The organism is Corynebacterium vitaeruminis DSM 20294, from assembly GCF_000550805.1.
GTDB classification, from domain to species: domain Bacteria; phylum Actinomycetota; class Actinomycetes; order Mycobacteriales; family Mycobacteriaceae; genus Corynebacterium; species Corynebacterium vitaeruminis.
The window spans coordinates 1,334,713-1,358,567 of sequence record NZ_CP004353.1 but is presented as its reverse complement, the minus strand read 5'-3'; the positions used below and the strand labels follow the sequence as shown (position 1 = coordinate 1,358,567).

Annotated in this window: 22 protein-coding genes and 3 tRNA genes; 7 read left to right on the top strand and 18 right to left on the bottom strand. The window is 66.7% G+C overall.

Annotated features, from left to right (window positions below; genetic code table 11):
* Positions 1-24: 24 nt before the first annotated feature.
* Complete coding sequence (locus B843_RS06290; RefSeq protein ID WP_025252666.1) at positions 25-597, bottom strand: HD domain-containing protein; 573 nt, start codon at positions 595-597, stop codon at positions 25-27.
* Positions 598-739: 142 nt separating this feature from the next.
* Here B843_RS06290 and B843_RS06285 point away from each other — a divergent pair, with 142 nt between their 5' ends.
* Positions 740-2,047: a D-serine ammonia-lyase gene (locus B843_RS06285; RefSeq protein WP_025252665.1), complete on the top strand. Its 1,308-nt coding sequence runs from the start codon at positions 740-742 to the stop codon at positions 2,045-2,047.
* Here the strand turns inward: B843_RS06285 and B843_RS13795 are convergent.
* The 7 genes from B843_RS13795 to B843_RS06255 all read right to left on the bottom strand — a co-directional run bounded on the left by B843_RS13795 (position 2,044) and on the right by B843_RS06255 (position 8,630).
* On the bottom strand, positions 2,044-2,217 hold the full coding sequence (locus B843_RS13795) for an RNA helicase (protein WP_231494046.1): 174 nt from the start codon (positions 2,215-2,217) through the stop codon (positions 2,044-2,046). The two genes, B843_RS06285 and B843_RS13795, sit on opposite strands and share 4 nt — an antisense overlap.
* Positions 2,214-2,690: a hypothetical protein gene (locus B843_RS06280; RefSeq protein WP_034651397.1), complete on the bottom strand. Its 477-nt coding sequence runs from the start codon at positions 2,688-2,690 to the stop codon at positions 2,214-2,216. The genes B843_RS13795 and B843_RS06280 overlap by 4 nt, the downstream gene beginning before the upstream one ends.
* Positions 2,691-2,753: 63 nt before the next feature.
* Positions 2,754-3,914 (bottom strand): cysteine desulfurase family protein, encoded by a 1,161-nt coding sequence (locus tag B843_RS06275; protein ID WP_038595354.1) that lies wholly within the window; start codon positions 3,912-3,914, stop codon positions 2,754-2,756.
* Between the two features lie 14 nt (positions 3,915-3,928).
* Entirely contained in the window at positions 3,929-4,801 is an 873-nt protein-coding gene (gene nadC / locus B843_RS06270) for a carboxylating nicotinate-nucleotide diphosphorylase (protein WP_025252662.1), read from the bottom strand.
* Positions 4,802-4,805: 4 nt separating this feature from the next.
* Positions 4,806-6,410, bottom strand: a complete 1,605-nt coding sequence (locus tag B843_RS06265) for an L-aspartate oxidase (protein WP_025252661.1) — start codon at positions 6,408-6,410, stop codon at positions 4,806-4,808.
* 36 nt (positions 6,411-6,446) lie between these two features.
* Positions 6,447-7,793: a quinolinate synthase NadA gene (gene nadA / locus B843_RS06260; protein ID WP_025253945.1), complete on the bottom strand. Its 1,347-nt coding sequence runs from the start codon at positions 7,791-7,793 to the stop codon at positions 6,447-6,449.
* Between the two features lie 57 nt (positions 7,794-7,850).
* Entirely contained in the window at positions 7,851-8,630 is a 780-nt protein-coding gene (locus B843_RS06255) for an NUDIX hydrolase (protein ID WP_038595352.1), read from the bottom strand.
* Between the two features lie 342 nt (positions 8,631-8,972).
* On the opposite strand from B843_RS06255, the gene sqr reads away from it, so the two are divergent.
* The 4 genes from sqr to B843_RS06235 all read left to right on the top strand — a co-directional run bounded on the left by sqr (position 8,973) and on the right by B843_RS06235 (position 12,517).
* Positions 8,973-10,205: a type III sulfide quinone reductase, selenoprotein subtype gene (gene sqr, locus B843_RS06250; protein ID WP_025252660.1), complete on the top strand. Its 1,233-nt coding sequence runs from the start codon at positions 8,973-8,975 to the stop codon at positions 10,203-10,205.
* A 3-nt stretch (positions 10,206-10,208) separates the two neighbouring features.
* Positions 10,209-10,526 (top strand): TusE/DsrC/DsvC family sulfur relay protein, encoded by a 318-nt coding sequence (locus tag B843_RS14015; RefSeq protein ID WP_025252659.1) that lies wholly within the window; start codon positions 10,209-10,211, stop codon positions 10,524-10,526.
* 16 nt (positions 10,527-10,542) lie between these two features.
* Positions 10,543-11,157, top strand: coding sequence for a DsrE/DsrF/DrsH-like family protein (locus B843_RS06240; protein ID WP_025252658.1), 615 nt, complete (start codon positions 10,543-10,545; stop codon positions 11,155-11,157).
* A gap of 334 nt (positions 11,158-11,491) precedes the next feature.
* Positions 11,492-12,517 carry a PTS transporter subunit IIC gene (locus B843_RS06235; RefSeq protein WP_025252657.1) on the top strand — a complete coding sequence of 342 codons (1,026 nt, stop codon included), beginning with the start codon at positions 11,492-11,494 and terminating at the stop codon, positions 12,515-12,517.
* A gap of 53 nt (positions 12,518-12,570) precedes the next feature.
* Here the strand turns inward: B843_RS06235 and B843_RS06230 are convergent, their stop codons facing one another.
* Complete coding sequence (locus B843_RS06230) at positions 12,571-13,530, bottom strand: SGNH/GDSL hydrolase family protein (RefSeq protein WP_025252656.1); 960 nt, start codon at positions 13,528-13,530, stop codon at positions 12,571-12,573.
* Between the two features lie 124 nt (positions 13,531-13,654).
* Here B843_RS06230 and B843_RS06225 point away from each other — a divergent pair, with 124 nt between their 5' ends.
* The gene (locus tag B843_RS06225) at positions 13,655-14,200 is read left to right on the top strand and encodes a hypothetical protein (protein ID WP_025252655.1); all 546 of its coding nucleotides are present in this window, start codon (positions 13,655-13,657) and stop codon (positions 14,198-14,200) included.
* A 174-nt stretch (positions 14,201-14,374) separates the two neighbouring features.
* On the opposite strand, the gene B843_RS06220 is transcribed toward B843_RS06225, so the two are convergent.
* The 5 genes from B843_RS06220 to gltX all read right to left on the bottom strand — a co-directional run bounded on the left by B843_RS06220 (position 14,375) and on the right by gltX (position 18,311).
* A tRNA-Glu gene (locus tag B843_RS06220) sits at positions 14,375-14,447 on the bottom strand.
* 794 nt (positions 14,448-15,241) lie between these two features.
* Positions 15,242-15,314: transfer RNA gene (locus B843_RS06215), tRNA-Glu, on the bottom strand.
* 30 nt (positions 15,315-15,344) lie between these two features.
* Positions 15,345-15,416, bottom strand: a tRNA-Gln gene (locus tag B843_RS06210).
* 162 nt (positions 15,417-15,578) lie between these two features.
* Entirely contained in the window at positions 15,579-16,664 is a 1,086-nt protein-coding gene (locus B843_RS06205) for a GTP-binding protein (RefSeq protein ID WP_025252654.1), read from the bottom strand.
* A 156-nt stretch (positions 16,665-16,820) separates the two neighbouring features.
* On the bottom strand, positions 16,821-18,311 hold the full coding sequence (gene gltX, locus B843_RS06200; RefSeq protein ID WP_038595350.1) for a glutamate--tRNA ligase: 1,491 nt from the start codon (positions 18,309-18,311) through the stop codon (positions 16,821-16,823).
* 120 nt (positions 18,312-18,431) lie between these two features.
* Between gltX and B843_RS06195 the strand changes: the two genes are divergently transcribed.
* Positions 18,432-19,553 (top strand): isochorismate synthase, encoded by a 1,122-nt coding sequence (locus tag B843_RS06195; RefSeq protein WP_025252652.1) that lies wholly within the window; start codon positions 18,432-18,434, stop codon positions 19,551-19,553.
* A 9-nt stretch (positions 19,554-19,562) separates the two neighbouring features.
* Here the strand turns inward: B843_RS06195 and B843_RS06190 are convergent, their stop codons facing one another.
* From B843_RS06190 to B843_RS06175, 4 genes are all read right to left on the bottom strand, one after another.
* On the bottom strand, positions 19,563-20,156 hold the full coding sequence (locus B843_RS06190; RefSeq protein ID WP_025252651.1) for a class I SAM-dependent methyltransferase: 594 nt from the start codon (positions 20,154-20,156) through the stop codon (positions 19,563-19,565).
* Positions 20,157-20,368: 212 nt separating this feature from the next.
* On the bottom strand, positions 20,369-21,166 hold the full coding sequence (locus B843_RS06185; RefSeq protein ID WP_025252650.1) for a fumarylacetoacetate hydrolase family protein: 798 nt from the start codon (positions 21,164-21,166) through the stop codon (positions 20,369-20,371).
* Positions 21,167-21,300: 134 nt separating this feature from the next.
* Positions 21,301-21,951, bottom strand: a complete 651-nt coding sequence (locus B843_RS06180; RefSeq protein WP_025252649.1) for an exonuclease domain-containing protein — start codon at positions 21,949-21,951, stop codon at positions 21,301-21,303.
* On the bottom strand, positions 21,951-23,807 hold the full coding sequence (locus B843_RS06175) for a putative nucleotidyltransferase substrate binding domain-containing protein (RefSeq protein ID WP_025252648.1): 1,857 nt from the start codon (positions 23,805-23,807) through the stop codon (positions 21,951-21,953). The genes B843_RS06180 and B843_RS06175 overlap by 1 nt, the downstream gene beginning before the upstream one ends.
* Positions 23,808-23,855 lie beyond the last annotated feature (48 nt).

Genomic DNA, 23,855 nt, shown 5'->3' with positions numbered 1-23,855 from the left:
GAAGCGATAGCGTAGGCACCCCACCTACAGCGCCTCGAGCTCTTCCACCCCGGCTCGTAGCTGCTCGAGCAGCGGGTTCGGCTCCAGCCGCGACGCCGCCACCTCATACACCCGGCGGTACCACCACTTCTGGCGATCCTTCCCGGAGTTGAAGCGCGTCCAGATCTCCTCCCCGATCTCCTCGTGGTCGACGAGGATGCTGGTGAGGTTGTAGAGCTTGTCGGCAACGCTGAGCAGCACGGACTCCTCGCTGGCCGTGTTTTCCAGGTGCTCGAGGTAGGCGTCGGAGCGCGCCTGCCAGCTCTTCAGGCTCCCGTCCTTGGTTACGCCCTTGATGATGCCCAGCACCCGCTCGCCGAAGTTCTTGCGCAGCATGTCCTCGGTGACCTTGTCGGGGACGTCCTCCAACGTGTCGTGGCACAGGGCGGCGATGAGGATATCCTCGTCGTCGGTGACGCTCGCGAGCAGGTGCATGACGCCGAACAGGTGGGTGACGTACGGGATGTGGGTGCGCTTGCGGTAGTGCCCATCGTGCGCGACGGCGGCGAAGTTGATGGCGCGAAGCAGGCGCGGGCTCAGGGCTTGGTTCGAAGGCACGGGATCCCCTATTCCTCATTGGTTCCTCTCCCGGGCGTGTCACGGTGCCGGGTTTCCCTCATGATACAAACCTCCCCGCCGAAGGTGGGCGTCGGCAAGCAAAAGCTACAATCGGTGCATTCCAAGTGGAGGGAGGACGCGCGTGAACGAGGAGCTACTGCGGGCGGTTGCCGCTAGGCGCCCGGTCGCGTGGCTGCGCGGCGAACGCCCGCTCGATCGGCCGCTCGACGCGCGACTTATCGAGGAGGCCGCCGAACGGCTAGACCGCTGCGCGCCGTGGATCGCCGCCCGCTTCCCCGAGACGGCGGCCGCGGGCGGGCTCATCGAGTCCCCCATCCAGGAAGCGCCCGCGCTGCAACGGCTCCTGAATCAGCAGCTCGGCGGCGAGCTTCGCGGGCGCCTGTTTCTCAAGCGCGACGACTCGCTGCCCATCTCCGGCTCGATTAAGGCCCGGGGCGGGATTCACGAGGTGCTCCAGCTGGCGTGTTCGATCGCCGAGGAGCTCTCCCCCGGCGCGCCCCTAAAGGAGGTCTTCGACAGCCCGGAGTTCCGCGCACGCGCCGCCCGGATAAAGGTGGCGGTCGGATCGACCGGCAACCTGGGTCTGTCCATCGGCACGATCGGCCCCACGCTGGGCTTCCCCACCCGGGTGCACATGTCTGTGGACGCGAAGCAGTGGAAGAAGGAGCTGCTGCGGCGCAGGGGCTCGACGGTCATCGAGCACGAGGGGCTATTCTCCGAGGCGATCGCCGCCGCGCGGGCGGAAACATCGCGGGAGGCAAACGCCTACTTCGTCGACGACGAATACTCCTTCGGGCTGCTTGCGGGATACGCGGTGGCCGCGCACCGGCTGCGCGCGCAGCTTGAGGCAGCCAACATCGCGGTCGACGCCTCGCACCCGCTGCACGTCTACCTGCCGTGCGGGGTCGGCGGCGGGCCCGGCGGGGTGACCTTCGGGCTCAAGCACGTCTTCGGCGACCACGTTCGCTGCCACTTCGTGGAGCCGGTCGACAGCCCGTGCATGCTCATCGGGGTGGCCACCGGACTGGGGCGCGGCGCCTCCTGCTACGACCTGGGCCTTTCCGGGCACACGCTCGCCGACGGGCTGGCGGTGCAGCGCCCCTCCCAGCTCATCGTCGACCACGTTTCCCCCATGGTCGGCTCCTTCCACACCGTCACCGACGAGGCGCTGCTGGCGGCGGTGTCCTGGCTGCGCGAGTCCGAGGGGGTGTTCGTCGAGCCGTCCGCCACCGCTGGGCTGACCGCCGCCTGGCGCGTGGACTCCCCGCCCAGCGCCACGCACCTCGTGTGGCTGACCGGCGGAAGCCTGGTGCCCGCGAGCGAGCGCGAGCAGCTGCTCCGTGGCGCCCGAAAGGCAGCTGAGGCGCTCAAGGCCGCGGCAGGAGCACCCGCCACGGCCTTCGACGCCTTTCCCCTCGAGGGCGCCTAGCCGAAGCTAGCCATGTACCGCACCCCGGGAGTGACGGGCAGCTTTCCCTTGCCCTCCTCGGCGCGCTTGATGATGAGCTTGGCCGCGGCGATCTGGCCCTTCGACGGCCGCTCCGGGTAGCGCGGCAGCCTGTCGCGATCGCGCGAGGTCTCACGAATGTCCTGGGTCATGGGGTATCACTCCTTTCTTGGCCCTCATCGTAGCCCACAAAACCGCTTTCAAGATAGGCCTCCGCAATGCCGTCGAGCGCCGCGTCGATGAAGGCCTGCTCCGGTTCCTCGAGGTCAGGGTGGTTATCGAGGGCGTCAAGCAGCCCGACGCCGAGCAGCAGCCTCTGCTCGCTCCCGTCAAGGCACAGCTCGGCGGCCCAGCGCACGTTAGCGTGCCACTCCTTCAACACCTCCTGGCGCCGGTTGTTCCGCACGGTGTGCGCCACGCCCAGCCACGCAACACACGCGGCGGCAATCGGCCCCAGCACTTTCGCGCCGAGATCGAGCAGCGCCGCGCGCGTTGCGGGATCGTCGAGGAACAACGCCGCGAGAAACAGCGCCGCGGTCAACGTCACGAACACCGAGTAGAAAAACCCCACGCTCGGCCGCGAGCGGGCGACGCGTTGCTTTAAGGTTTCGATTTCAGTAGCCATCGGCTGCCACCCTACAAAGCCCACGCGACATGGCCTCTGCCTGCGGTTTTCGCTTGTCGACGCCTACGGCCGCGAGCCTACAACCTCCCCGCGCATCACCTCGACGATGCGAGTAATAGTTGCCTCGTCGATCGGCGCCGGCAGGGTAAAGCGAATCGCCGAGCGCGCGAGCTCGGACGGGATCCCCATCGCTAGCAGCGCGGGCGAGGGCTCGTCGCTGCCCGCCTTGCAGGCCGAGCCAGACGAGACCGCGAAGCCGGCGGTGTCCAGCGCGACGAGGATCGCCTCGCCGCTGGTGCCCTCGACGACGAAGCTGGCGTGCCCCGGCAGGCGCTCGGTCGCGTGGCCGGTCAGCCGCGCGCCGGGCACGCCGCCGAACACCGCGGCGATGAGCGCGTCGCGGCTCGACATGAGCGCCACCGCATCGCGCCCCAGGTGCTGGCGGGAGGCCTCGCCTGCCGCGGCGAAGCCCGCGGCACCGGCCACATTCTCCGTCCCGGCGCGCCGGTCGCCCTCGTGGTGGCCGCCGTGGATGAGCGGCTCGAGCGGCACGTCGCGCGGCAGGAGGAGCGCCCCCATGCCCTGCGGGCCGCCGAACTTATGCGAGGCGAGCGCCAGGGAGTCCACGCCCTCCCCCGGCCAAGAACCGGCGGCGAGGCTCACCGGCAGCGAGGGCGCGGCCTGCACGGCATCGACATGCAGGTGGATACGGGCTTTCCGCGTGGCGTCGGCAAGCAGGGAAAGGTCCTGGACCGTTCCGACCTCCGCGTTGGCCAGTCCCACGGCGACGAGCGTCGTATCCGCGCGCAACACCTCGGGGATGGCTGCGTCCACGAGGCGTCCGCGTCCGTCGACGGGCAGGTAGCTCAGCTCGAAGCCGTGCGTGCGCTCAAGGTAGCGGCAGCTTTCTAGCACCGAGGAGTGCTCGATCTCCGTGGTTACTAGGTGGCGGCCGCGGGGCGCGGCCAACGCCCGGCCGATGATCGCCAGGTTGTTGGCCTCCGTGCCCCCGGAGGTGAACACCACCCCGCCGGGGCGCACCCCGAAGGCGCTGGCGATCGTGGCGCGGGACCGCTCGAGCTCTCGGGCGGCGCGGTGACCTGCCTGGTGCACGCTCGAGGCGTTGGCCTGGCCCTGCTGCCACACCCGCAGCATGGCGGCCTGGGCCTCGGGGCGAAGCGGCGCGGTGGCGGAGGCGTCGAGATAGCGGTAGGCCAAGGTCATGGGTTCGCGCTTTCCTATGCGTCCAGCGTCAGCTCGTCGAGGCCCAGATCGAGAGAGCAGTAGCTGTGGGTGAGCTTGCCCACCGAGATAACGTCGACGCCGGTGGCCGCGATGTCGGCGACGGTCTCGAGGCTGACGTTGCCGGAGGCCTCCACGACGACGCGGTGATCGATGAGTCTCACGGCTGCGCGCAGGTCCTCGAGGGAGAAGTTGTCCAGCAGGATGCTGTTGACACCCGCGTCGAGGACCGGCTGGATCTGCTCGAGGCGGTCGACCTCGACGATGATGCAGGTGGTGTGGCCGACCCGCTCGCGGATGGTGCGCAGGGCGGCGGTCACGGCCGGACCGTCGCTGGTCGGGTCGGAGACGCCGAGCGCCGCCAGGTGGTTGTCCTTGACCATGACCGCGTCGGAGAGGCTATAGCGGTGGTTGTGGCCGCCGCCGACACGGACGGAGTGCTTCTCAAACGCGCGCAGCCCAGGGGTGGTCTTGCGGGTGTCCACGATGCGCGCGCCCGTGCCCGCCACGGCATCGACGTAGGCCGCGGTGAGGGTGGCCACCGCCGACATGCGCTGGGAGAAGTTGAGCGCGATGCGCTCGGCGGTGAGGACGCCGCGCGCCGGGCCCTCGATGACGGCGAGCTGGTCGCCAGCCTGGAAACGCGTCCCGTCGGCGACCAGCTCGCTGACCGTGATACGCGGGTCGGTCAGAGTGAACGCCGCGCGCACGACCTCCCCGCCGGAGAACACGCCCGGCTCGCGGGCAGTCAGCGCGGTGCGGATGCGGGCGTCCTCGGGAATCGCGGCCTGAACCGTGATGTCGCCCCAGGGGGCATCCTCGCGCAGGGCGGCCGAGACCGCGGTGGTGATGGTGTCGTGGGTGAGCAAAGTCTTAAGCTTTCGTCGATGTAGTCAGTGGTGTGGAAGCGCACACAGTGTCAGGTTTCAGAGCTGGACTTTCCACGAGCCGCACGCCCTGCGGACGGGCGAAGCCCTCGCTCGTTCCGGGAAAGTCGCTGCGGCGGTGGGCACCGCGGGACTCCTCGCGTGCGAGCGCGCCCGCGGCGATAAGCAGCCCCAACTCGGCGATATGTCCGGCCTCGGCGTCGCAGGCCAGCTGGCGCAGCGACTGCTGGCAGGCGGTGATCCCTGCCGCGTCACGCTCGATGCCAAGACCCGCGTCGATGGCCGCGTGGGCGGCGGAAAGGGCGTTGTCGGCAAGGACGAGCCGGGTGGGGGCGGGCACGGCGACCTCGAGGTCGTCGATCCGCAGTCGGGTGCGGCCGTGCAACCACTCGCTGTGGGCGCCCGAGCCAAAGCTCACCGCCTCCTCGCCCGCGCGGCGGCCGAAGACGAGGCCCTCGAGCAGCGAGTTAGAGGCCAGGCGGTTGGCGCCGTGGACGCCGGTGTTGGCCACCTCGCCCGCGGCGAACAGCCCCGGCAGCGTGGTGCGGCCCTTGGTATCGGTGGCGACCCCGCCCATCGAGTAGTGGGCGGCCGGGGTGATCGGGACCAGCTCTCGGGTCCAGTCGATCCCCTCCGCGCGCAGCATCGCGGAGATCCCCGGGAACTCCTTGTTCAGGGCCTCCGCGCCCTTCTCCTTCACGATGCCGGTTGCGTCCAGCCACACGCTTCCGCCTGTCGACGCCAAGGTGTGGAACACGCCGTTAGAGACGACGTCGCGGGGCGCGAGCTCGCCGCGCTCGTCGAAGTCGAACATGAAGCGGCGGCCGGAATCGTCGCGCAGCACTCCTCCCGCGCCGCGCACGGCCTCGGTGATGAGGTTGCGGGTGCCAGCCAGCACCGTCGGGTGGAACTGCACGAACTCCATGTCGGAGACGATCGCGCCCGCACGCGCCGCGACGAGGATGCCGCAGCCGGTGGCCTGCGGGGCGCCCGTCGAGCGGGAGTACACCCCGCAGTAGCCGCCGGTGGCGAGGATAACGGCGTCGGCGAGCATGGGCAGCTCCTCGCCGCCGCTGCGCACGGTAACCCCGCGAACCTGGCCGTCGCTCACGATGAGCTCGATGAGCTGGCGGTTCGGGTAGTGCACGATGCGAGGCTGTTTGGCCACCTCCGAGGTGAGGAAGCGGTGCAGCATGAGGCCGGTCTGGTCGCCCGCCGCATGGACAATGCGGGCGAAGCTGTGGGCGGCCTCGAGCCCCTGGTCGATGGAGCCGTCGGGGCGCTTGTCCACGGGGAAGCCCGCTCCGATGAGGCGGCGGACCTCCTTCTGCCCGAGGAAGGTGAGCTGGTGGGCGGCGAGGGCGTCGACGGTCCCGGCGCCTGCGGCAAGCGTGTCGCGGTAGTGGTCGTCGACGTCGTCGGCGCGGTCGATAGCCGCGGCGATGCCGCCCTGGGCAAGCTGCGTGCTGCCCTCGGACTCGGCGATGCTAGGGCCCGGGTAGACGAGCGCGACCTCGGCGCCCTGGCCGGCCGCGGTCAGCGCGGCCGTCATCCCGGCGACGCCGGAGCCGACGACGATGATGCTGGTCATTGGTGGTACTTCGATTCTTGAAACGTGGGGATGAGGTTAGGGGCGCGCCGCGAGCATGCGCTCGAGGGCGACGCGGGCGTCGGCGGCTACGCCCTCTTCGACGGTGATGCGGTTGGGGGTCTCCCCCGCACACAGCGATTCCAAAGTCCAGGCGAGGTAGGCCGGGTGGATGCGATACATCGTGGAGCACGGGCAGACGACCGGATCCAGGCAGAAGATGGTGCGGTCCGGGTACTGCGAGGCAAGCCGATTGACCAGGTTGATCTCGGTGCCGATGGCGAGCACGTCGCCGGGCTTGCTGGCCTCGACCTCGCGGCGGATGAGCTCGGTGGAGCCGGAGGCGTCGGCGGCGTCGACCACGGGTGCGGGGCACTCCGGGTGGACGATGACGCGCACGCCGGGGAACTCGGCGCGGGCGTGCTCGATCTGGGCCACCGTGAAGCGCTTGTGCACGGAGCAGAAGCCGTTCCACAGGATCACCTTGGCATCGCGCACCTGCTCGGGCGTGTTGCCGCCCAGCTCGAGGCGCGGGTTCCACATGATGATCTGCTCCTCGGGGATCCCCATCGCCTTGGCCGTATTGCGGCCTAGGTGCTGGTCGGGCAGGAAGACGACGCGCTCGCCGCGCTCGAAGACCCACTCGAGGACGGTGCGGGCGTTCGAGGAGGTGCACACGATGCCGCCGTTGCGGCCGCAGAATGCCTTGATGTCGGCCGAGGAGTTCATGTAGGTGACGGGCACGAGCGGGGCCTTGGCGGCCGCCGGCGTAGCGTCGGCAAGCGCCGCCTGCAGCTCGCTCCAGCAGCGCTCGACCTGGTCGATGGTGGCCATGTCGGCCATGGAGCAGCCCGCGGCGAGGTTCGGGAGGATGACCGCCTGCTCGGGCGTGGAGAGGATGTCGGCGGTCTCGGCCATGAAGTGCACGCCGCAGAAGACGAAGGCCTCGGCCTCCGGGTGCTGCTTGGCGGCCTGCGCCAGGTTGAAGGAGTCGCCCACGAAGTCGGCGAACTTCACGATCTCGTCGCGCTGGTAGAAGTGGCCGAGGATCTTCACCCGGTCGCCGAGCTCATCCTTGGCGGCGGCGATCATCTCCTCCAGCTCCTTGATGCTCGCCTGCGTGTAGCGCCCGGGCAGGCTGCCCTGGTGCGGCGCCTTGGCCGGGAACGGGTCGGCGATGGAGGCGCCGGGGCCGTAGGAGGTGTCCTGGTCAACCTGCCACGGATCTTTGACCAGCTCGGTGTCGCAGGTGGACAGCTCCGCCGGGTAGCTGGTGGTAAAAAGCGGCAGCTTGGCGCCAGCAAGGCCTGTCGCGTCGTTCGCGGCGGTGGTCGCTGCCTTCTCGCGCGCTGCAGCGGCGTTGATCAATTCCTGCACACTGGTCATGGCAGTCTCCTTTGGGGCGGTGTGTGGCTGTGTTTTCTTGGGTGGTTGGCGGGCCGCTTAGTCGCGCCCGCAGGTGAAGCGGTAGAGCTTCGCCGGTCTGTGCTTTGTCCCGGTGAGCACGTTGCCGGTCTCTTCGACGGACTCGCTAGAAAGGATCTGTCTTCGGAAGTTGGCGGGGTCAAGACGGTGTTCGAGGATGACCTCGTGGACTGTGCGCAGCTGCGCGAGCGTGAACTCCTCACCGAGGAAGCGGTGCGCGACCACCGAATAGGTGGTCTTCGCCCGCAGGCGATCTAGCCCCACGCGGATGATCTCGCCGTGGTCAAAGGCCAGCTCCGGCAGCTCGTCCACGCTGAACCAGGCCACGTTGCCGTCGGCATTTTCGCTTGTCGACGCCTCACGGCCCGCGGCCGAGACGAGATCGGCGTGGTTGAACTGCGCCCAATAGGCGATGGTGACCAGCCGCTCGGCCTCCGCGGAGCGCTCCACCGAGCCGAAAGAGTAGAGCTGTTCCAGGTAGTTCGGGGTGGCGCCGGTGGCCGCGACGAGGGTGTCCATGGCGGTCTCGGTGAGCGTCTGGTCCCAGCGGGTCGGCCCGCCGGGCAGCGCCCACGCGCCGACGAACGGCGCCCGGATGCGGCGCACGAGCGGGATCCACAGGGCCGACGGCGCGCGGGTGCCGCAGCGCGGGTCCTCGCCCGCGGGGAGTGTTACGCCCTCCCGGGTTCCCGCGAGCGCGTAGTCCGGGACCTCCAGGGAGAAGGCGATGGTGCTCACCGCCACCGTCGGCGGCTTCATGCGCCGCTCGGCGACGTTGAGCCGGGTCCAGTTCGCCACGGCTGACCTCCTTCACAAGCTCTTCGTTACTTATGGTCAGTTTGACTTTAAGTAGACGCTAGACCTCCCATAGCACCGATGTCAATGACCCGCGCGGAAAACTGAACAAAAATTCTGGGTGGCGGCTGCTACCTTGGCCACCGCTCAGGCCGGACCCGTCGAGTCCTTTCCGGCGCGCTTCGGGATTTCATTCACCCGCTTTATGAACGTCGAAAAGCGCCTCCTGGCTGGCGATTCTCGAATAAGTTCCCGGCGCGTGAGAAGCGCCACGAAAGCCGTGGATTGATACCCCTCCGGGTATCGTTGAGGGTGACAGCACAACCACGCTAGAGAAGGTGACCCATGTCCAACCTCATCATCATCGGCGCTGGCACCGGCGGCACGCTGCTCGCCAACAAGCTGCGGGAGAAACTGCCCGCCGGCTGGTCGATCACGATCCTCGACCGCGACAACGACCACCACTACCAGCCCGGATACCTCTTCATCCCGTTCGGGAAGTACACGCCGAAACAGGTGGTCAAGCCCCGCGACCGCTACCTCAAGGGGGTCGACTACCGGACCGACCCCGCCACGGCAATCGACAAGGACGCCAAGACGGTGACCTGCGCCTCCGGCGACGTGCTCCACTACGACCAGCTCATCGTGGCCACCGGCACCCACACCGCGCCCGAGGAGGTGCCCGGCATGGCGGAGGCGCTCGCCGCCGGGAACGTGGTGCACGAGTTCTACTCGCTTACCGGATCCACGGCGCTCGCGCCCGCGCTCAGGGGCTTCAAGAAGGGCAATCTCGTGGTCCACATCTCCGAGATGCCCATCAAGTGCCCGGTGGCGCCCATGGAGTTCGCCCTGCTCGCGCAGGACTACATGCGCAGGAAGGGCCGGATGTTCGATGTGGACATCACCTTCGTCACCCCGCTCGACGGGGCGTTCACCAAGCCGGTCGCATCCAAGAAGCTGGGCAACTTCCTCGCCCAGCGCGGCATCAAGGTGGTCACCGACTTCCAGGTCGCCGAGGTCGACGGCGAGAACAAGCAGTTGAAGTCCTACGACAACCGCGCGGTCGACTTCGACCTCTTGGTCACCATCCCGCCGAACCGCGGCGCGCAGCTCATCGCCGACTCCGGCCTCGGCGACGACGCGGGCTTCCTGCCCGTGGACAAGCACACCCTCCAGTCGACGGTCTCCCCCGACATCTGGGCGATCGGCGACGCCACCGACGTGCCCACCTCCAAGGCGGGCTCGGTGGTCCACTTCCAGGCCGACGCGTTGGTCCCCAACCTGCTCGCCCACATCGAGGGCAAGCCCGTGCCGGAGTACTTCGACGGCCACGCCAACTGCTTCATCGAGTCCGGCCGCGGCCAGGCGATGCTGCTCGACTTCAACTACGAGCAGGAGCCGGTCACCGGCACGTTCCCGCTGCCCAAGGTCGGCCCGCTCACGCTGCTCGCGCCGTCCGCCATCAATCACCTATCCAAGCTGGCCTTCGAGCACGTCTACTGGAACATGCTCATCCGCGGCCTGCCGCTGCCGTTCAGCGCGCACATGACCACCGCCGGCAAGGACATCGAGGAGTAAGACATGCCCACCAACACATTTCTAGGCCGCCCCATCACCGTCAACGAGGAGGGCTTCCTCACCGTCGCCTCCGAGTGGGACGCGGAGCTCGCCGTCGAGCTCGCGCGCATCGCGGGCATCGAAAAACTGTCCGAGGAGCAGTGGAAGCTCGTCCGCTTCGTCCGCCAGGACTTCCTCGACCAGGGCGCCGCACCCACGCTGCGGCGGATGAGCAAGGTCGGCGGCTTCAACATCCCCCGCATCTTCGAGCTCTTCCCCGGCAAGCCCGCCAAGAAGCTCGCCTACATCGCCGGGGCCACCAAGCCCGTGGCGTGCGTCTAAGGAAAGGACGATCATCATGCCAATCGATGCCAACGGCAACATCATTCCGGACTTCGGCGATAACGTGCCCGCCGCCTCGGGCGCCGCGGGTGCGGCCCAGGGTGCCGCGGGAGGAACGGGCTATTCCGGCCCGCGCAAGATGGCGTTCATCTGCTCCAAGGGCAACCTCGACATGGCCTACCCGGCCCTCATCATGGCCAACGCGGCCCTATCCGAGGGCATCCACGTGGACATCTTCTTCACGTTCTGGGGCCTCGACATGATCGACGTGCGCACCACCGACAACCTGAAGTTCACCTTCAACGGCAACACCGCCATGCACATGCCGGAGCTCGAGCGACTCAAGGGCGGGCTCGGCACGGCCTCCTTCCCGCAGGCCATGGCCGCACTGCCGGGAGTGACCGGCTTCGCCACCAAGATGATGAAGAAGCAGATGGCCGACCTCGAGATCCCGCCGGTGCGCGAAATGCTCAACCAGATCCACGAGATGGGCGGCAAGCTCTGGGGCTGCAAGCTCACGGTCGAGATGATGAAGATCAAGGAGGCGAACATGATCCCGGAGATCGACGGGGTCATCTCCGCCACCGACTTCATCGAGCTCTCCGAGGGCGCGCAGATCGTCTTTGTTTAGCCTTTCTCCTCGTGCCGGGGTCCCTCGTGGACCCCGGCACTTATGCATTCGCTTATTGACGCTCACCTACGGCATCCTCCCCCATCCGAATCGTTCCCTCGTCCGCTTTCACTCCGTTTCACTGTGTGAGACAAAGGCGACAAAAGGGGCTGGCAGTTTTTAGTCGATTAACAGGAATGCATATTCTCTAAGCATGAGTGAAGGAAGAAACAGCACGGATGTCTCATCCCTTGAGACGGAAGCCCTCGAGGGGAACCCCATCGTCGAGGCAGAGGCCGACCCGGACTCCAGCGCCGCGGAGGCGCCTAAGGCGATGACGGTCGGCTCGTTCATCATGAAGGTGCTCAACGGCATCTCCATCGCCGTGGTCGTGGCGCTGGTCCCCCAGGCGCTGCTCGGCGAGCTCGCCAAGGCGATCATGCCGCACTGGCACGGGGCGCTGACCATCATCCAGCTCACCGGGCTGGCCTCCTCGCTGCTGCCGGTCATGATCGGCGTGCTCGTGGCCATGCAGTTCAAGCTCACCCCGATCCAGACCGCGGCCGTGGGCATCGCCGCCGTCTGCGGCTCGGGCGTCGCCCAGCCCTTGCAGGAGGGCGGCTTTCACCTGCAGGGCACCGGGCTCGTCATCAACACCGGCATCACCGCGGCGCTCGCCGTGGGGCTCATCCTGCTCATCGGCAACAAGCTGAAGAACTACACCATCCTGCTGCTGTCCACGCTGGTCACCCTCATCGCCGGCGGCATCGGCTGGGTGGTCACCTACCCCGTGGTCAAGCGCTTCACCGTCTGGCTGGGTCAGGTCGTCAACGGCGCGACCGACCTCCAGCCCATCGTCATGGGCGTCATCTTGGCCGTCCTGTTCGCCATCATGATCGTCTCGCCCGTGTCCACCGTGGGGCTTGCCACCGCCATCTTCATGGAGGGCGTGTCGTCCGGCACCGCGAACCTGGGCGTCGTCGCTGCGGGCTTCGGCCTGCTTGTCGCTGGTTGGCGCGTCAACGGGTTCGCCACCTCCATCCTCCACGTGCTGGGCTCGCCGAAGGTGCAGATGGCCAACATGTTCTCCCGCCCCGTCACCTTCCTGCCGATCATCTGCTCCGCCGCGATCCTCGGCGGCGTGGGCGGCGCGCTCGGCATCGCGGGCACCTCGATCTCCGCGGGCTTCGGCATCTCCGGCCTCGTCGGCCCGCTCGCCGCGCTCAACTACGACGGCTGGGGCTGGAGCGCCGGAAACGTGCTCACGGTCCTCGTGGTTTTCGTCGTCCTCCCGCTCGCGCTCAGCATCGCGTTCACCTTCCTGTTTGAGAAGGTCCTCGGCTGGACCAAGGCCGAGTACTTCAAGCTGGACTTCAAGTAGCATTTTTCGCTTATCGACGCCCAATGGTCACTGACCTTGGGCGTCGATAAGCGTTATGCACCCACGTGCGACTCGTATGCCTGAACCACCGCGTCCGCCATCGTCTTCTGCCCCGCCGGGGTGGGGTGCATGGGGAAGGAATTCGTGTCCGAGCCATCGATGCTGGTCCAGCGGTCGTCCGCGGAGGTGCACGCCGTGTGCTGCGCGGCGTCGTTCGGCATGACGTAGATCGCCCCGTGCTCGCTCGCGGACTGCTCGACCGTGGAGTTGAGCTGGTCGGTCGTGTCCTGGAACCACTGCAGATCGCTCGGGGAGAGAGCGTTGGCGTAGTCGCAGGTGTCCCCCTCGAGGATCACCGGGAGGTACCCCGTGGCAATGACCATTGCCTTCGGCGAGCGCTGCTCGATCGCCTGGTAGATCTCGTCGAGCTTGTCCGGCAGCTCCGCGACTGCCTCGTCGTTGGCCGCCTGGGCGTCGGCGATGCAGGCGGCCTCGCGCTCGGCGTCCGTCTGAAGAATGCCGGGGAACGCCTCGTTGACCTCGGGGTCGCCCGCGATGAGGTCGCGCGGATCGCAGCCCGACGGCGCGCCGAAGCTGACGTCGTTGCCGCCGATGGTGAGGGTGACCAGGGTCGTGTCCGGGGTGAGCGACTCGATCTGACTGAAAACCCTGCCCTCGTCGGTGTCGTAGGACTCGAGCACGTCCGCGGTGGTCGCCCCCTGGCAGGTGGCGTCGTTCAGCGACGCGCCGATCTGCGCCGCAACGATATGCGGGTAGCTGTCCGCGCTGCGCATGCAGAACTCCGCCCGCGGGGTCGAATCATCGAGCGAGTCCGCGCCCGACATGGAGGCAAACGAGTCCCCGAGCGCGACGTACTTCACCGCGTTGGCGGCGCGCTTGAGGTGGCTGCGCTGCGCCGACGGCTCGGCGCCGTACGGGCCCGACTGCGAGTCGCACGCCACCAGCGACACCGCCAGCGGAAGGGCGACCAGCGCGCTGAGGAAACGTTTCATGGTTGTAAATCGTAGGCCCCCACCCCGACAAATGACCAACCCCCGCTCCCCTTTCGGCGCAGGGCGCCGGGTTCAATCGTTTGCGCCCCTGCGTAGCGACTCCCTTTTGCGTTAGGCTCGGGGCATGAAGAAACTCGCCGCCGCCTCCGCCCTCCTGCTCGCGGCCCCGCTCGCCGCCTGCGGTTCCTCGTCGAACGCGCCCGCGCCGGTGACCACCACCGTCACCACCAAGGCACCCGCGCCGGTGACCACCTCCGCGCAGGCACCCACCACGACGTCCGCGGTGCACACCAGCACCACCAGCGCGGTTTCCGGCTCGGTGACCAACTTCCAGCAGTACATGTACGAGCAGCTGCTGAAAAACCCCAACCCCGGCGACAGCATCGACATGAAGGGCACCGCCGCCACCGTCTGCATCTCCGGCGACGGTTATGCCCTCCACCTCGTCGCCGCGGGACCTAACACCAGCTGCGACTTCGCCAAGGCCGTGGTCAACGCGCAGACCCAGGGCCTCAACGCCACCGGCGACAACATCCGCGACAGCCTGCAGCCTTCCATCGAGGTCACCAGCCCCGTCACCGGCAAGGCCTACACCATGAGCTGCAGCAACGACGCCGACAACCTGATCACCTGCACCGGCGGGGACAACGCGAGCGTGTTCATGTACTAATTTTTGCGGCTAGATGTACTGCCGTTCGATGCCCGAGGTTATGTTGCTTCCTGTGAACGAAGAGGTGGTAACTGTCAACGCCCAGTGAGGATTGGTTCATCGCGATGACGAAGTCTTCGACGCGAATGAAAAAGGGAAGCTAGTGATTTTCACTAGCTTCCCTTTTTTCTTTTGTACCCCGTACGGGATTTGAACCCGTGTTACCGGCGTGAGAGGCCGACGTCCTAGGCCGCTAGACGAACGGGGCTTGAAAGAAAAGGCGAGTTGCCTTTTGCTTCTGGTTCGTTTCGGTGGGCCGTGCCCTCCGAAGCGGTCTTGAAGAATACTAAACGACGCGTCGAAGGTTTAACAAATCAGCAGGTCAGGTTCCATTTCCGTCTGTTTGTGCGCATAGCGTCGGCAAGCGGAAAGGGAGGGACCTGTGGACGTGAAGTGACCCCCTCAGCTTCGCGCCGAAGGGGCCTCTTGCTTTGATGCGATGTCTCACCACCACGTCGCCAGTCGATGTTTTCTTGAAACTCTCGACGTCGTATCGGAAGTATCGTCAGGTGGCATCTCGCCCCTGCGTCCGCTTTCCTGTTCATAGGTTGGGTGTCGGTTCCCAAGTGTTACTTCGACTGCGACAGTGGCTGTACATCCACAGGGAGTTCGAAGGTGAGCTCCGAGTTCGCGCATCCTTGGCGCTTGGAAGCTCGGATTATGGTCATCCCGGCTGCCTTCGACGTGGCCGTGCGGTTGTGGTGATGTTCTGTTAGTTCACTCGTTGCCACACAACCTCCTTTTCCAACTCGACTAGCTTGGACGGTAACGACCCTGATCAGGTGGGGTTCCCTCCGGATGGAACCTTTTTTGTCGTTGACCCTGAGCATAGGAGGCGCCCCTAACTTTCGCTAGGGTTTGACCAACATTCATAGGAAGTTAAGATCACACCTCCCCCGCGGAAACTCGAACATGCTAGGTCACAGGCGGTGCCGTTCGAACAGATGGGGGTAGCAAAAAAGAGCTTCCCACCACAAAAGCGATGAGAAGCTCTTTTCTTTGTACCCCGTACGGGATTTGAACCCGTGTTACCGGCGTGAGAGGCCGACGTCCTAGGCCGCTAGACGAACGGGGCATTAGGACTGCGGATTTAAAGCATCCGCTGCTGGCCTACCAGGACTCGAACCTAGAATGACGGTACCAGAAACCGTAGTGTTGCCAATTACACCATAGGCCAATGTTTTACTGCTCACTTCTTGTGAAAGCTCGCTGTGCAACGGGGATAACTATAACCATGATGGCCGGTTCATTACAAATCTGCAGGTAGAGAGGAAAAAATGCGCCGCCAGGAGGCGACGCATTGTGGATTTCTACTTACAAGGTTGCGATTCGCTCGCCCCTAGCGGGAGCCCAAAAGCGCGCTGGCCTCCACGTCACTGAGGACCGCGGCTTCCAGTTTGTCGAGGACCTCGCGGGCGTTGAAGTCCACGCCGATGAGCACGATTTCGTTGCCGGGGGCCACGTCCACGCGCGCCCAGTAGTTGGCCGGCACGATCTGCAGGTTGGGTCCCGCCTGCTGCCAGCTGTGGACGACGGTGAGGTCGTTGTCCAGCCAGCAGTACCCCTTGGAGCGCACGAGCCCCGTGGAGGTGCGCAGGGCCGCAAGGAGCCGCTCCTTGCTAAAGGGGCGGTCGGAACGGAAGACGACCGAGGAGATGCTGTATTCCTCGGTCTCCGGGGTATGCGGGTTGGCCAGCTCTTCCGCGTAGCCGTGATAGGTGGCGGCGGTGGCCAGGTCGTAGAGGTGGGCGTCGAGGACGAGCTCGTTGGCGATCTTGCCGTGCTCGACGGGCACGATGCGGGCGCGGGGGTTCATCGCGGCGACCGTCTTGATGACCTTGTCGGTCAGCTCGGGCCCTGCGATGTCCCCCTTGGTCACGAGGATGAGATCGGCGAACTCGACCTGGTCGACGAGCAGGTCGGCGACCGTGCGATCGTCCTCGGCGGTGGCCTGCATGTCCACGTCGGCGAGCTTGCGGTTCTTGCGCAGGTAGGACAGGAAGGTGGAGGCGTCGACAAGGGTGACCATCGTGTCGATCTTCGCCAGGTCCTGAAGCTTGAAGCCGTCCTCGAATTCCCACTCGAAGGTGGCGGCCACGGGCATCGGCTCGGAGATACCGGTGGATTCGATGACGATCTGGTCGAACTTGCCGGACTTTGCCAGGTTGGAGACGGAGTCGACGAGGTCCTCGCGCAGGGTGCAGCAGATGCAGCCGTTGGACAGCTCGACGAAGCGGTCCTCGCCGCGCACGAGGTCGCCCTCCCCCTCGATGAGCGCGGCGTCGATGTTGACCTCGGAGAAGTCGTTGACGATGATGGCGAGCTTGCGCCCCTCGCGGTTGGCCAGCAGCTGATTGAGCAGGGTGGTCTTGCCCGTGCCGAGGAAGCCGGACAGCACCGTTACGGGAATCGGTTCAATAGACATGCCCCATATGATAACTATTTTCATTAAGTAGCGTCGCACGGGGTCGTTCTTTTTGCTTGCCGACGAAAAACCCATCCCTGACAAGCCACAACGCACGCCTTATCCCCTTTCGGGAGTTAAGACGTGCGCTGGTTGGGCGTCGATAAGCGAAAAGCGCTACTGGGCGGGCACGAACGGGGTGACCGCACGCGCCGCACGCAGGCGAGCGAGGGTCGACTTCCTGCCGAGCAGCTCCATCGACTCGAACAGCGGCGGGGAGACCTGCTGGCCGGAGATGCCCACGCGGAGCGCACCGTAGGCGACGCGCGGCTTGAGGCCCAAGTCCTCGACGAGGGCCTTCGAAAGCGCGGCCTCAATATCCGGCGCGGTCCATTCGCTTACCCCTTCAAGCGCCGCAATACCCGCCTCCAGCGGGGCGATGGCAGCTTCCTTGAGGTTCTTCTTCGCAGACTTCTCGTCGATAACAAGGTCCTCATCAGCGACTGCCAGGAACTTGAGCAGACCGTAGGCGTCTTTCAGCGTCTTGATTCGAGTCTGAACAAGGTCCGACGCCACCTGGAACTTGTCCGCAGGGTAATCCTCCGGGAAGTCGGTGTACTCGGTCAGATAGGCGCGCAGGCGCTCTTCAAACTCGCCGGCAGGCAGCAGGCGGATGTGGTCGGCGTTGATCGCCTCCAGCTTCTTCTGGTCGAAGCGGGCCGGGTTGGCGAGCACGTCCTTGACGTCGAAGTTCTCGATCAGCTCCTCGACGGTAAAGATGTCCTTGTCCGCCGACAGCGACCAGCCCAGGAGCGCCAGGTAGTTGAGCATGCCCTCGGGGATGATGCCGTTGTCGCGGTGGTTGAACAGGTTCGACTGCGGGTCGCGCTTGGACAGCTTCTTGTTGCCCTCGCCCATGACGAAGGGAAGGTGGCCGAACTCCGGCGTCTGCTTCGCGACGCCGATGGCGACCAGCGCCTCGTAGAGGGCCAGCTGGCGCGGGGTGGAGGGAAGCAGGTCCTCGCCGCGCAGGACGTGGGTGATGCCCATGAGCGCGTCGTCGACCGGGTTGACCAGCGTGTACAGGGGCGCGCCGTTGGAGCGGGCGACCACGTAGTCGGGCTGGGTCGCGGCCTTGAACTCGATCTCGCCGCGGACTAGGTCGTTCCACTTCCAGTCCTTGTCCGGCATGCGCAGGCGCCAGACCGGCTTGCGGCCCTCGGCCTCGAAGGCCGCGATCTGCTCCTCGGTGAGGGTGCGGTCGTAGTTGTCGTAGCCGAGCTTCGGGTCCTCGCCCTTGGCCTTGTGGCGCTCCTCGACCTCCTCGGCGGTGGAGTAGGCCGGGTAGACGTAGCCTGCGGCCTTCAGCTTCTCCAGGACGTCGGCGTAGATGTCCATGCGCTGGCTCTGGCGGTACGGCTCATGCGGACCGCCCTTGACCACGCCCTCGTCCCAATCCATGCCGAGCCACTGCAGGGAGTCGATGATCGCCTGGTAGGACTCCTCGGAGTCGCGGGCGGCATCGGTGTCCTCGATGCGGAAGATGAGCTTGCCGCCGGTGTGGCGGGCCTGGGCCCAGTTGAACAGTGCGGTGCGCACCATGCCGACATGCGGGGTGCCGGTGGGCGACGGGCAGAAACGAACGCGTACATCAGACATGGTCTCCATCGTAAACCACCGGTCCCGGCGCGGCAGACATGGCTCCCTCGGCCTGTTTCCGGGACCCGCGGCGGCGGGCGGGTGGCCGCGGCGCTGGCGGGGCTCACCGCCGCGCTAAGATAGTCCCTTATGTCTGCCCAACGCCCAGTCACCGCGCCGGACTTCCTCTTGTCCCGCGCGCACGGTTCCATCCGCACCCAGGGTGCGGTCGAGGTCTTCGACAACCCCGAGGACGCCATCCGGGCGCTGAAGAGCAAGAAGGCGGAGCTGGTCGTGGGCGCGCTCCCCTTCCGGCGCGACCACAAGGCCGCACTCACGGTGCCGCGCTCGGTGATCCGCGAGGAGGGCCCGCTCGAGCCCCACGCCTACTACCGCCAGGGCGAGGGCTCGCGGCTGACCGCGCGGCTGAAGGCGCTGGATCCCAGCCTCGAGCAGCACCGGCACCGGGTGCAGGCGGCGATCGAGACCATCAGGAACCAGCCCCTGGACAAGGTGGTTCTGGCGCGCGCGGTCGACGTCGAGTTCGACGAGCCGGTCGACCCGCGGCTCATCGCGGCCCGGCTCATCGACCTCTCCTACGCCCGCGACGGCTTCATCGCCGACCTCACCCCCGCGGGCGAGGACTTCGTGGGCGCGATGCTGGTGGGCTCCTCCCCCGAGGTGCTCATCAAGAAGCAGGGCTCGACCGTGTCCGCGTTCCCGCTGGCGGGCTCCGCGCCGCGCAGCGCGGACAAGGTGCAGGACCGGATCAACGGCGAGTCACTGCGCGCGAGCGCGAAGGACCACGAGGAGCACGCCTACGTCGTCGACCACCTCCGCAGGCTGCTCGCTCCCCTGTGCAAGCGGCTGGAGATCTCCGCCCAGCCGGAGCTCATCTCCACCAACGAGATGTGGCACCTGGCCACGCCGATCGTGGGCACGCTCAAGGATCCGGGCCTGAGTGCGCTGGAGCTGGCCACCATCGTCCACCCCACCCCCGCGATCTGCGGGACCCCGACCCATGCCGCGGAGGAGCTCATCTCCTTCGCCGAGAGTGACCGGCGCTTCTACGCGGGTGCTGTGGGCTGGTGCGATGCAACCGGCGACGGCGAGTACATGGTGGCCATCCGCTGCGCTGAGGTCGCGGGCGACGGCCGCACGGCCCGCGCGTGGGCCGGCGGCGGGCTCATCGCCGACTCCGTCGCCGAGGAGGAGGTCGCGGAGACCACCGCCAAGCTGCGCACCATCATGCGCGCGCTGGGTATCTCCTAACTCGTTTCTCTAGCTCTTCTTCCGCGCCACGAGCAGCTCGTCGGAGACGTGGTGGGCGGAGGCACCGGGGATGACGCGCCGGGCGCGCACCTCGTCGACGAGGATCTCCCACTCCGACTCGGGAAGGCGCTTGGCCAGCTCCCTCGGGAAGAGGAAGTCGCCGCGCCAGTCGACGCCCTCGAAGAAGTCTTCCGGCATCTCGTGGTGGACGAAAAGCAGGTGCCCGCCCGGGGCCACGGCGCCGAGCAGCGCGCCCAGCTTCACGGGGTCGGAGTGCACCGGCGCGTACATCCCCACGACGAGGTCCCAGGTACCTGTGAGCGCCTCCGGCGCGTAGCCCTCGACCAGGCTCACCTCGACGCCCGCGGCGTCCGCGGCGCTTTTCGCCTGGGCCAGGGCGATCGGCGAGGGATCCACGCCGGTGACGGCGATGCCCTGCTGCGCGAGCCAGACCGCGTCAGCGCCCTCCCCGCAGCCGAAGTCGACCGCGGTGCCGGGATTGTTGGCAAGCCCCAGCTGGCCGACGAGGTCGATGAGCGCGCCGTTCGGCTCGCCCGACCAGCGGGTCTCGCCCTCGACGTACATGTCGGACTCGGGGTGCATGGGGGTTGAGTGTTCGTGCGCGTGATGGTGATCGTGTTCGTGCATAAGTACCCAATCTACCGCCACGGCGGCGCCAATGGAGTCCCGCCGGGAGGGCTTGCCAGCAGGGTGCGTCGGCTAGGAATAGTAAAGCCCCGCACAACAAGCACTGAGGCTGCGTGCGGGGAGTAAGCCGCCGGTGCTGGATGCAACCGGCGCTAGGGGTGGATTTCTTAGGCGCGCTCGACCGGGTTGCCCAGCTTGCCCACGCCCGGGATCTCGATCTCGATGAAGTCGCCAGGGAACATGGCCGCGGTGCCGGCCGGGGAGCCGGTGCAGATGACGTCGCCCGGGAGCAGGGTGAAGGAGGCGGTGATGAACTCGATGATCTCGCCGATGTTCATGATCATCTGGTTGGAGTTGGAGTCCTGCTTGGTCTCCGTGACGCCCTCGTGGGTGAGGTGGGCCTTGATCGGCAGGTTGGTAGTGTCGATGGAGTCGAGGTCGGTCTCGATCCACGGGCCCAGCGGCGCGAAGGTGTCGATGCCCTTGGCGCGCGCCCACTGGCCGTCGGCGAACTGCAGGTCGCGGGAGGAGACGTCGTTGATGATGGTGAAGCCGAGGACGACGTCCTTCCAGTTCTCCGCCTTCACGTTCTTGCAGGCCTGGCCGATGACGAGGGCCAGCTCGCCCTCGAACTCGACCTTGGTGGCGAACTCGGGGATCTTGATGGCGGCACCCGGGCCGACGACGGCCGTCGGGGGCTTGAGGAACAGGGTCGGCGGCAGGTGCTCGGCGGACTTCTGGAAGACCTCCTTGACGTGGTCCGCGTAGTTGCGGCCGATGGCCACGATCTTGCTCGGGAGCATCGGAGCGAGCAGGCGCACGTCGGCCAGCTTCCACTCGCGGCCGGTCAGCTCGGGCTCGGTGAAGGGCGTGCCGGCGATCTCGCGGCAGACCTCGGCGCCTTCTGCGCCCTCAACAACGCAGAAGCACATTCCCTCTGGGGTAGCAATTCGTCCAAAACGCATAACGGTCATACTACTATGCCCGTTTCCAAACATAGGAACGACCAACAAATTGGACACTGTTTTGTGTCAAAAATAATGAGCCAGTACCCCTTTTTGCGTTCCGACGCCGAAGGTGGGCGTCGACAAGCGAAAAACTAGCCCAACGCCTTCATCGTGTCGCCCTTGATGTTGCCCAGAAGGGCGAGGTAGAGCTCCGCGCAGGCGAGCGCGTCGGTGAGCGCGTTGTGATTGCGGTAGCTGGGCAGCCCGTAGCGCGTGCGCACCCGCGCGAGCCGCAGGTCCTCGCCGCGCGGGTAGGTGCCCATGCGCTCCATGTGGCGGCGCTCGAGGGCGAAGGTGTCCACCACCGGCGCCGAGAACGCCCCGCCGAAGTGCCGCCTGCACGCGGCGTCGAGGAAGCTCGTCTCCAGCACCGCGAAGTGCGCGAGCAGCGCCTTGCCCGCCAGCGCCTCCAGCAGGCGGGACACGGCCTCTTCCTCGTCGATGCCGGTGGCCACCTCGTCGTCGGTGAGGTGGTGGATGGTGGCGGACTCCCCCACCCCCGTGCCGTCCTGGCGGACGATGACGTAGCCCGCGCCCGAGAGGTCGATCTCGCCGCCGCGCACCGGAACCCAGCCGATGGAGAGGATGCGGCCGGATTCCGCCTTCAGGCTGGTGGTCTCCATGTCCACCGCGAGGAGCTCAAGCTCGGCGAGCGGGGTGTTCTTATTTGGTCTGGGTGCGGCGTTATAGCTGGCCAGCGCGCCGGTACCTGACTTCTTGGAGCCGAAGAGTCCGCCGAACATCAGATGTTCCTGATCGGGTACTTGGTGGCCAGCGCGTTCTGCATGCTCTTGATGATCTGGAAGGCGTCGCGCAGGTGCTCGCGGTCGAGCTTGCCCAGCGTCGAGGGGTCGATGTGGTAGGTGGGCTTCTCCTTCTTGTGGATGCTCACCGCCTGCTGCTTGAGCGCGGTGGAGTTGAGGAAGTCGAAGGCGTCGATGAGGTCCTGGGCGCCCTTCTCCGAAACCTTGCCCGCGCCCGCGGACTCCTTCAGGCGCTGGCGGGTGCCAACGGCGGCCACGCCGGAGGACAGAGCAAAAAGGCGCGCCATCTGCACGATCGCCGCGGTGCCGCCCTTCTTGATGTCGAGGGTGTTGGCGTACTCGCCGGAGCGGTCGACGACGAAGCCGCGGAAGAAGCCCAGCGGTGGCTCGCGGCGGGCGGCGAGGGTGGCCAGGTGTGCGTGCATGCGGCCAGCGTCCTTGGAGGAATCGACGGCGGCGGTGTGCATGGCGCTGGCCAGGTGGGTGGCGCCGTGGATGCCGCGCATGTCGAAGAAGGTCTGCGCGTGCAGCAGCGCGTCCGGCTCCGGGGCGGTGATCCACAGGCGGAAGGTGTCGAGCCACTGGTCCTGGGTCATGCGCCACTGCGGGTTCATCGCCATCATGTCGCCCGGGCAGAGCACCTGGCCCGCGGCGTCGAGCCCGCGGCATACGTACTCAGAAAGATTCGCGAAGTACTCGCCGTGCTCGGATTCGTTGTAATCATTGGACAGCACGAGCGCGTTGTCTTGGTCGGAGGCCAGCCCCATCTCGCGGCGGCCCTGCGAGCCGAGCACCACGAAGGCGTACTCCACGGGCGCCGGGCCAAACTTCTCCTCGCCCAGCGCGAGCAGGCGGCGGGCCAGGGAGTCCGCTGAGACCGTGACCAGCGATGCCACGTCCTCGCTGGAGGCACCGCGGTCGATGAAGCGGGCGGCGACGTCGGAGACCGACGAGTAGGTCTTGTGCATCTCCTCCGTGGTGGTGGCGCGCCCGAGGTCGGCGGTGACGTAGATGGGGTCGTTGCGCAGAAGGCGCATGATGTCCGGCGTGGAGACGATGCCGACCAGGCGCTCCCTATCCACCACCGGCAGGTGGTGGATGCCAAGCTCCGTCATGATCATCATGGCCTCGAAGGCCTGCGCGTCCGACGGCAGCGTGCGCGGGTCCGGGGTCATGATCTCGCTGATCGGCTCGGTCACGTCGCGAGCGATAGCCACGACCTTCTTGCGCAGGTCGCGGTCGGTGACGATGCCGCTGACGCGGGTGCCTTCCATGATGAGCAGCGAGGAGACGTTGTTTTCCTGCATGAACCGCGCGGCCTGCTGGATGGTGGAGGTCGCGGGCACGGTCACGGGAGTGGTGATCATGAACTCCCCCAGCTTCATGCGCAGGATGTCCGAGGAGGAATCGGTGCGCAGCTCCTCCGCGGCCGCGCGCATGCGCTTGGATTGGGAGGAAAAGAACCGGGCCAGATCCGGGTACTTACCGGCGAGCTCGAGGAAGGGCTCGCGCGGGATAAGCATGAGCAGGCTGTCCTCCACCGCCACCATGCGGTAGCGGGAGGAGTTATCGCCCATGAGCGTGGAATAGCCGAAGCAGCGGCCGGCGTCGCGCCTATCGAGGAGGGTGTCATTCTCGTCGGTGACGTCGACGGCGCCGCTGCGGATGCAGTAGCAGAAGTCGTTGGGTTGACCATACTCGACGATGGTCTCGCCGCGGCGCACGTAGCGCATGGTCATGGTCGCGGGCAACGCCGCGAGTTCTTCCGCAGGAAGGGAGGCAAAGGGCGCGTGGGCTGCGAGGAAGCCCTGGATCTCTTCGAGCTCTACAGACATGTCCAGAAGCCTAGCCAATGGCCACGGCTTTGAACATGGTTTTGCTCA

Bases quoted from the DNA above. Each gene is read 5' to 3' on its own strand.
- sqr (WP_025252660.1), top strand. From the start codon at position 8,973: ATGTCCAACCTCATCATCATCGGCGCTGGCACCGGCGGCACGCTGCTC.
- B843_RS06230 (WP_025252656.1), bottom strand. From the start codon at position 13,530: ATGAAACGTTTCCTCAGCGCGCTGGTCGCCCTTCCGCTGGCGGTGTCG.
- nadA (WP_025253945.1), bottom strand. From the start codon at position 7,793: ATGACCAGTGTGCAGGAATTGATCAACGCCGCTGCAGCGCGCGAGAAG.
- B843_RS06240 (WP_025252658.1), top strand. From the start codon at position 10,543: ATGCCAATCGATGCCAACGGCAACATCATTCCGGACTTCGGCGATAAC.
- B843_RS06280 (WP_034651397.1), bottom strand. From the start codon at position 2,690: ATGGCTACTGAAATCGAAACCTTAAAGCAACGCGTCGCCCGCTCGCGG.
- B843_RS06185 (WP_025252650.1), bottom strand. From the start codon at position 21,166: ATGCGTTTTGGACGAATTGCTACCCCAGAGGGAATGTGCTTCTGCGTT.
- B843_RS06235 (WP_025252657.1), top strand. From the start codon at position 11,492: ATGAAGGTGCTCAACGGCATCTCCATCGCCGTGGTCGTGGCGCTGGTC.
- B843_RS06275 (WP_038595354.1), bottom strand. From the start codon at position 3,914: ATGACCTTGGCCTACCGCTATCTCGACGCCTCCGCCACCGCGCCGCTT.
- gltX (WP_038595350.1), bottom strand. From the start codon at position 18,311: ATGGAGACCATGTCTGATGTACGCGTTCGTTTCTGCCCGTCGCCCACC.
- B843_RS06180 (WP_025252649.1), bottom strand. From the start codon at position 21,951: ATGTTCGGCGGACTCTTCGGCTCCAAGAAGTCAGGTACCGGCGCGCTG.
- B843_RS13795 (WP_231494046.1), bottom strand. From the start codon at position 2,217: ATGACCCAGGACATTCGTGAGACCTCGCGCGATCGCGACAGGCTGCCG.
- B843_RS06205 (WP_025252654.1), bottom strand. From the start codon at position 16,664: ATGTCTATTGAACCGATTCCCGTAACGGTGCTGTCCGGCTTCCTCGGC.
- B843_RS06265 (WP_025252661.1), bottom strand. From the start codon at position 6,410: ATGACCAGCATCATCGTCGTCGGCTCCGGCGTCGCCGGGATGACGGCC.
- B843_RS14015 (WP_025252659.1), top strand. From the start codon at position 10,209: ATGCCCACCAACACATTTCTAGGCCGCCCCATCACCGTCAACGAGGAG.
- B843_RS06195 (WP_025252652.1), top strand. From the start codon at position 18,432: ATGTCTGCCCAACGCCCAGTCACCGCGCCGGACTTCCTCTTGTCCCGC.
- B843_RS06175 (WP_025252648.1), bottom strand. From the start codon at position 23,807: ATGTCTGTAGAGCTCGAAGAGATCCAGGGCTTCCTCGCAGCCCACGCG.
- B843_RS06225 (WP_025252655.1), top strand. From the start codon at position 13,655: ATGAAGAAACTCGCCGCCGCCTCCGCCCTCCTGCTCGCGGCCCCGCTC.
- B843_RS06190 (WP_025252651.1), bottom strand. From the start codon at position 20,156: ATGCACCCCGAGTCCGACATGTACGTCGAGGGCGAGACCCGCTGGTCG.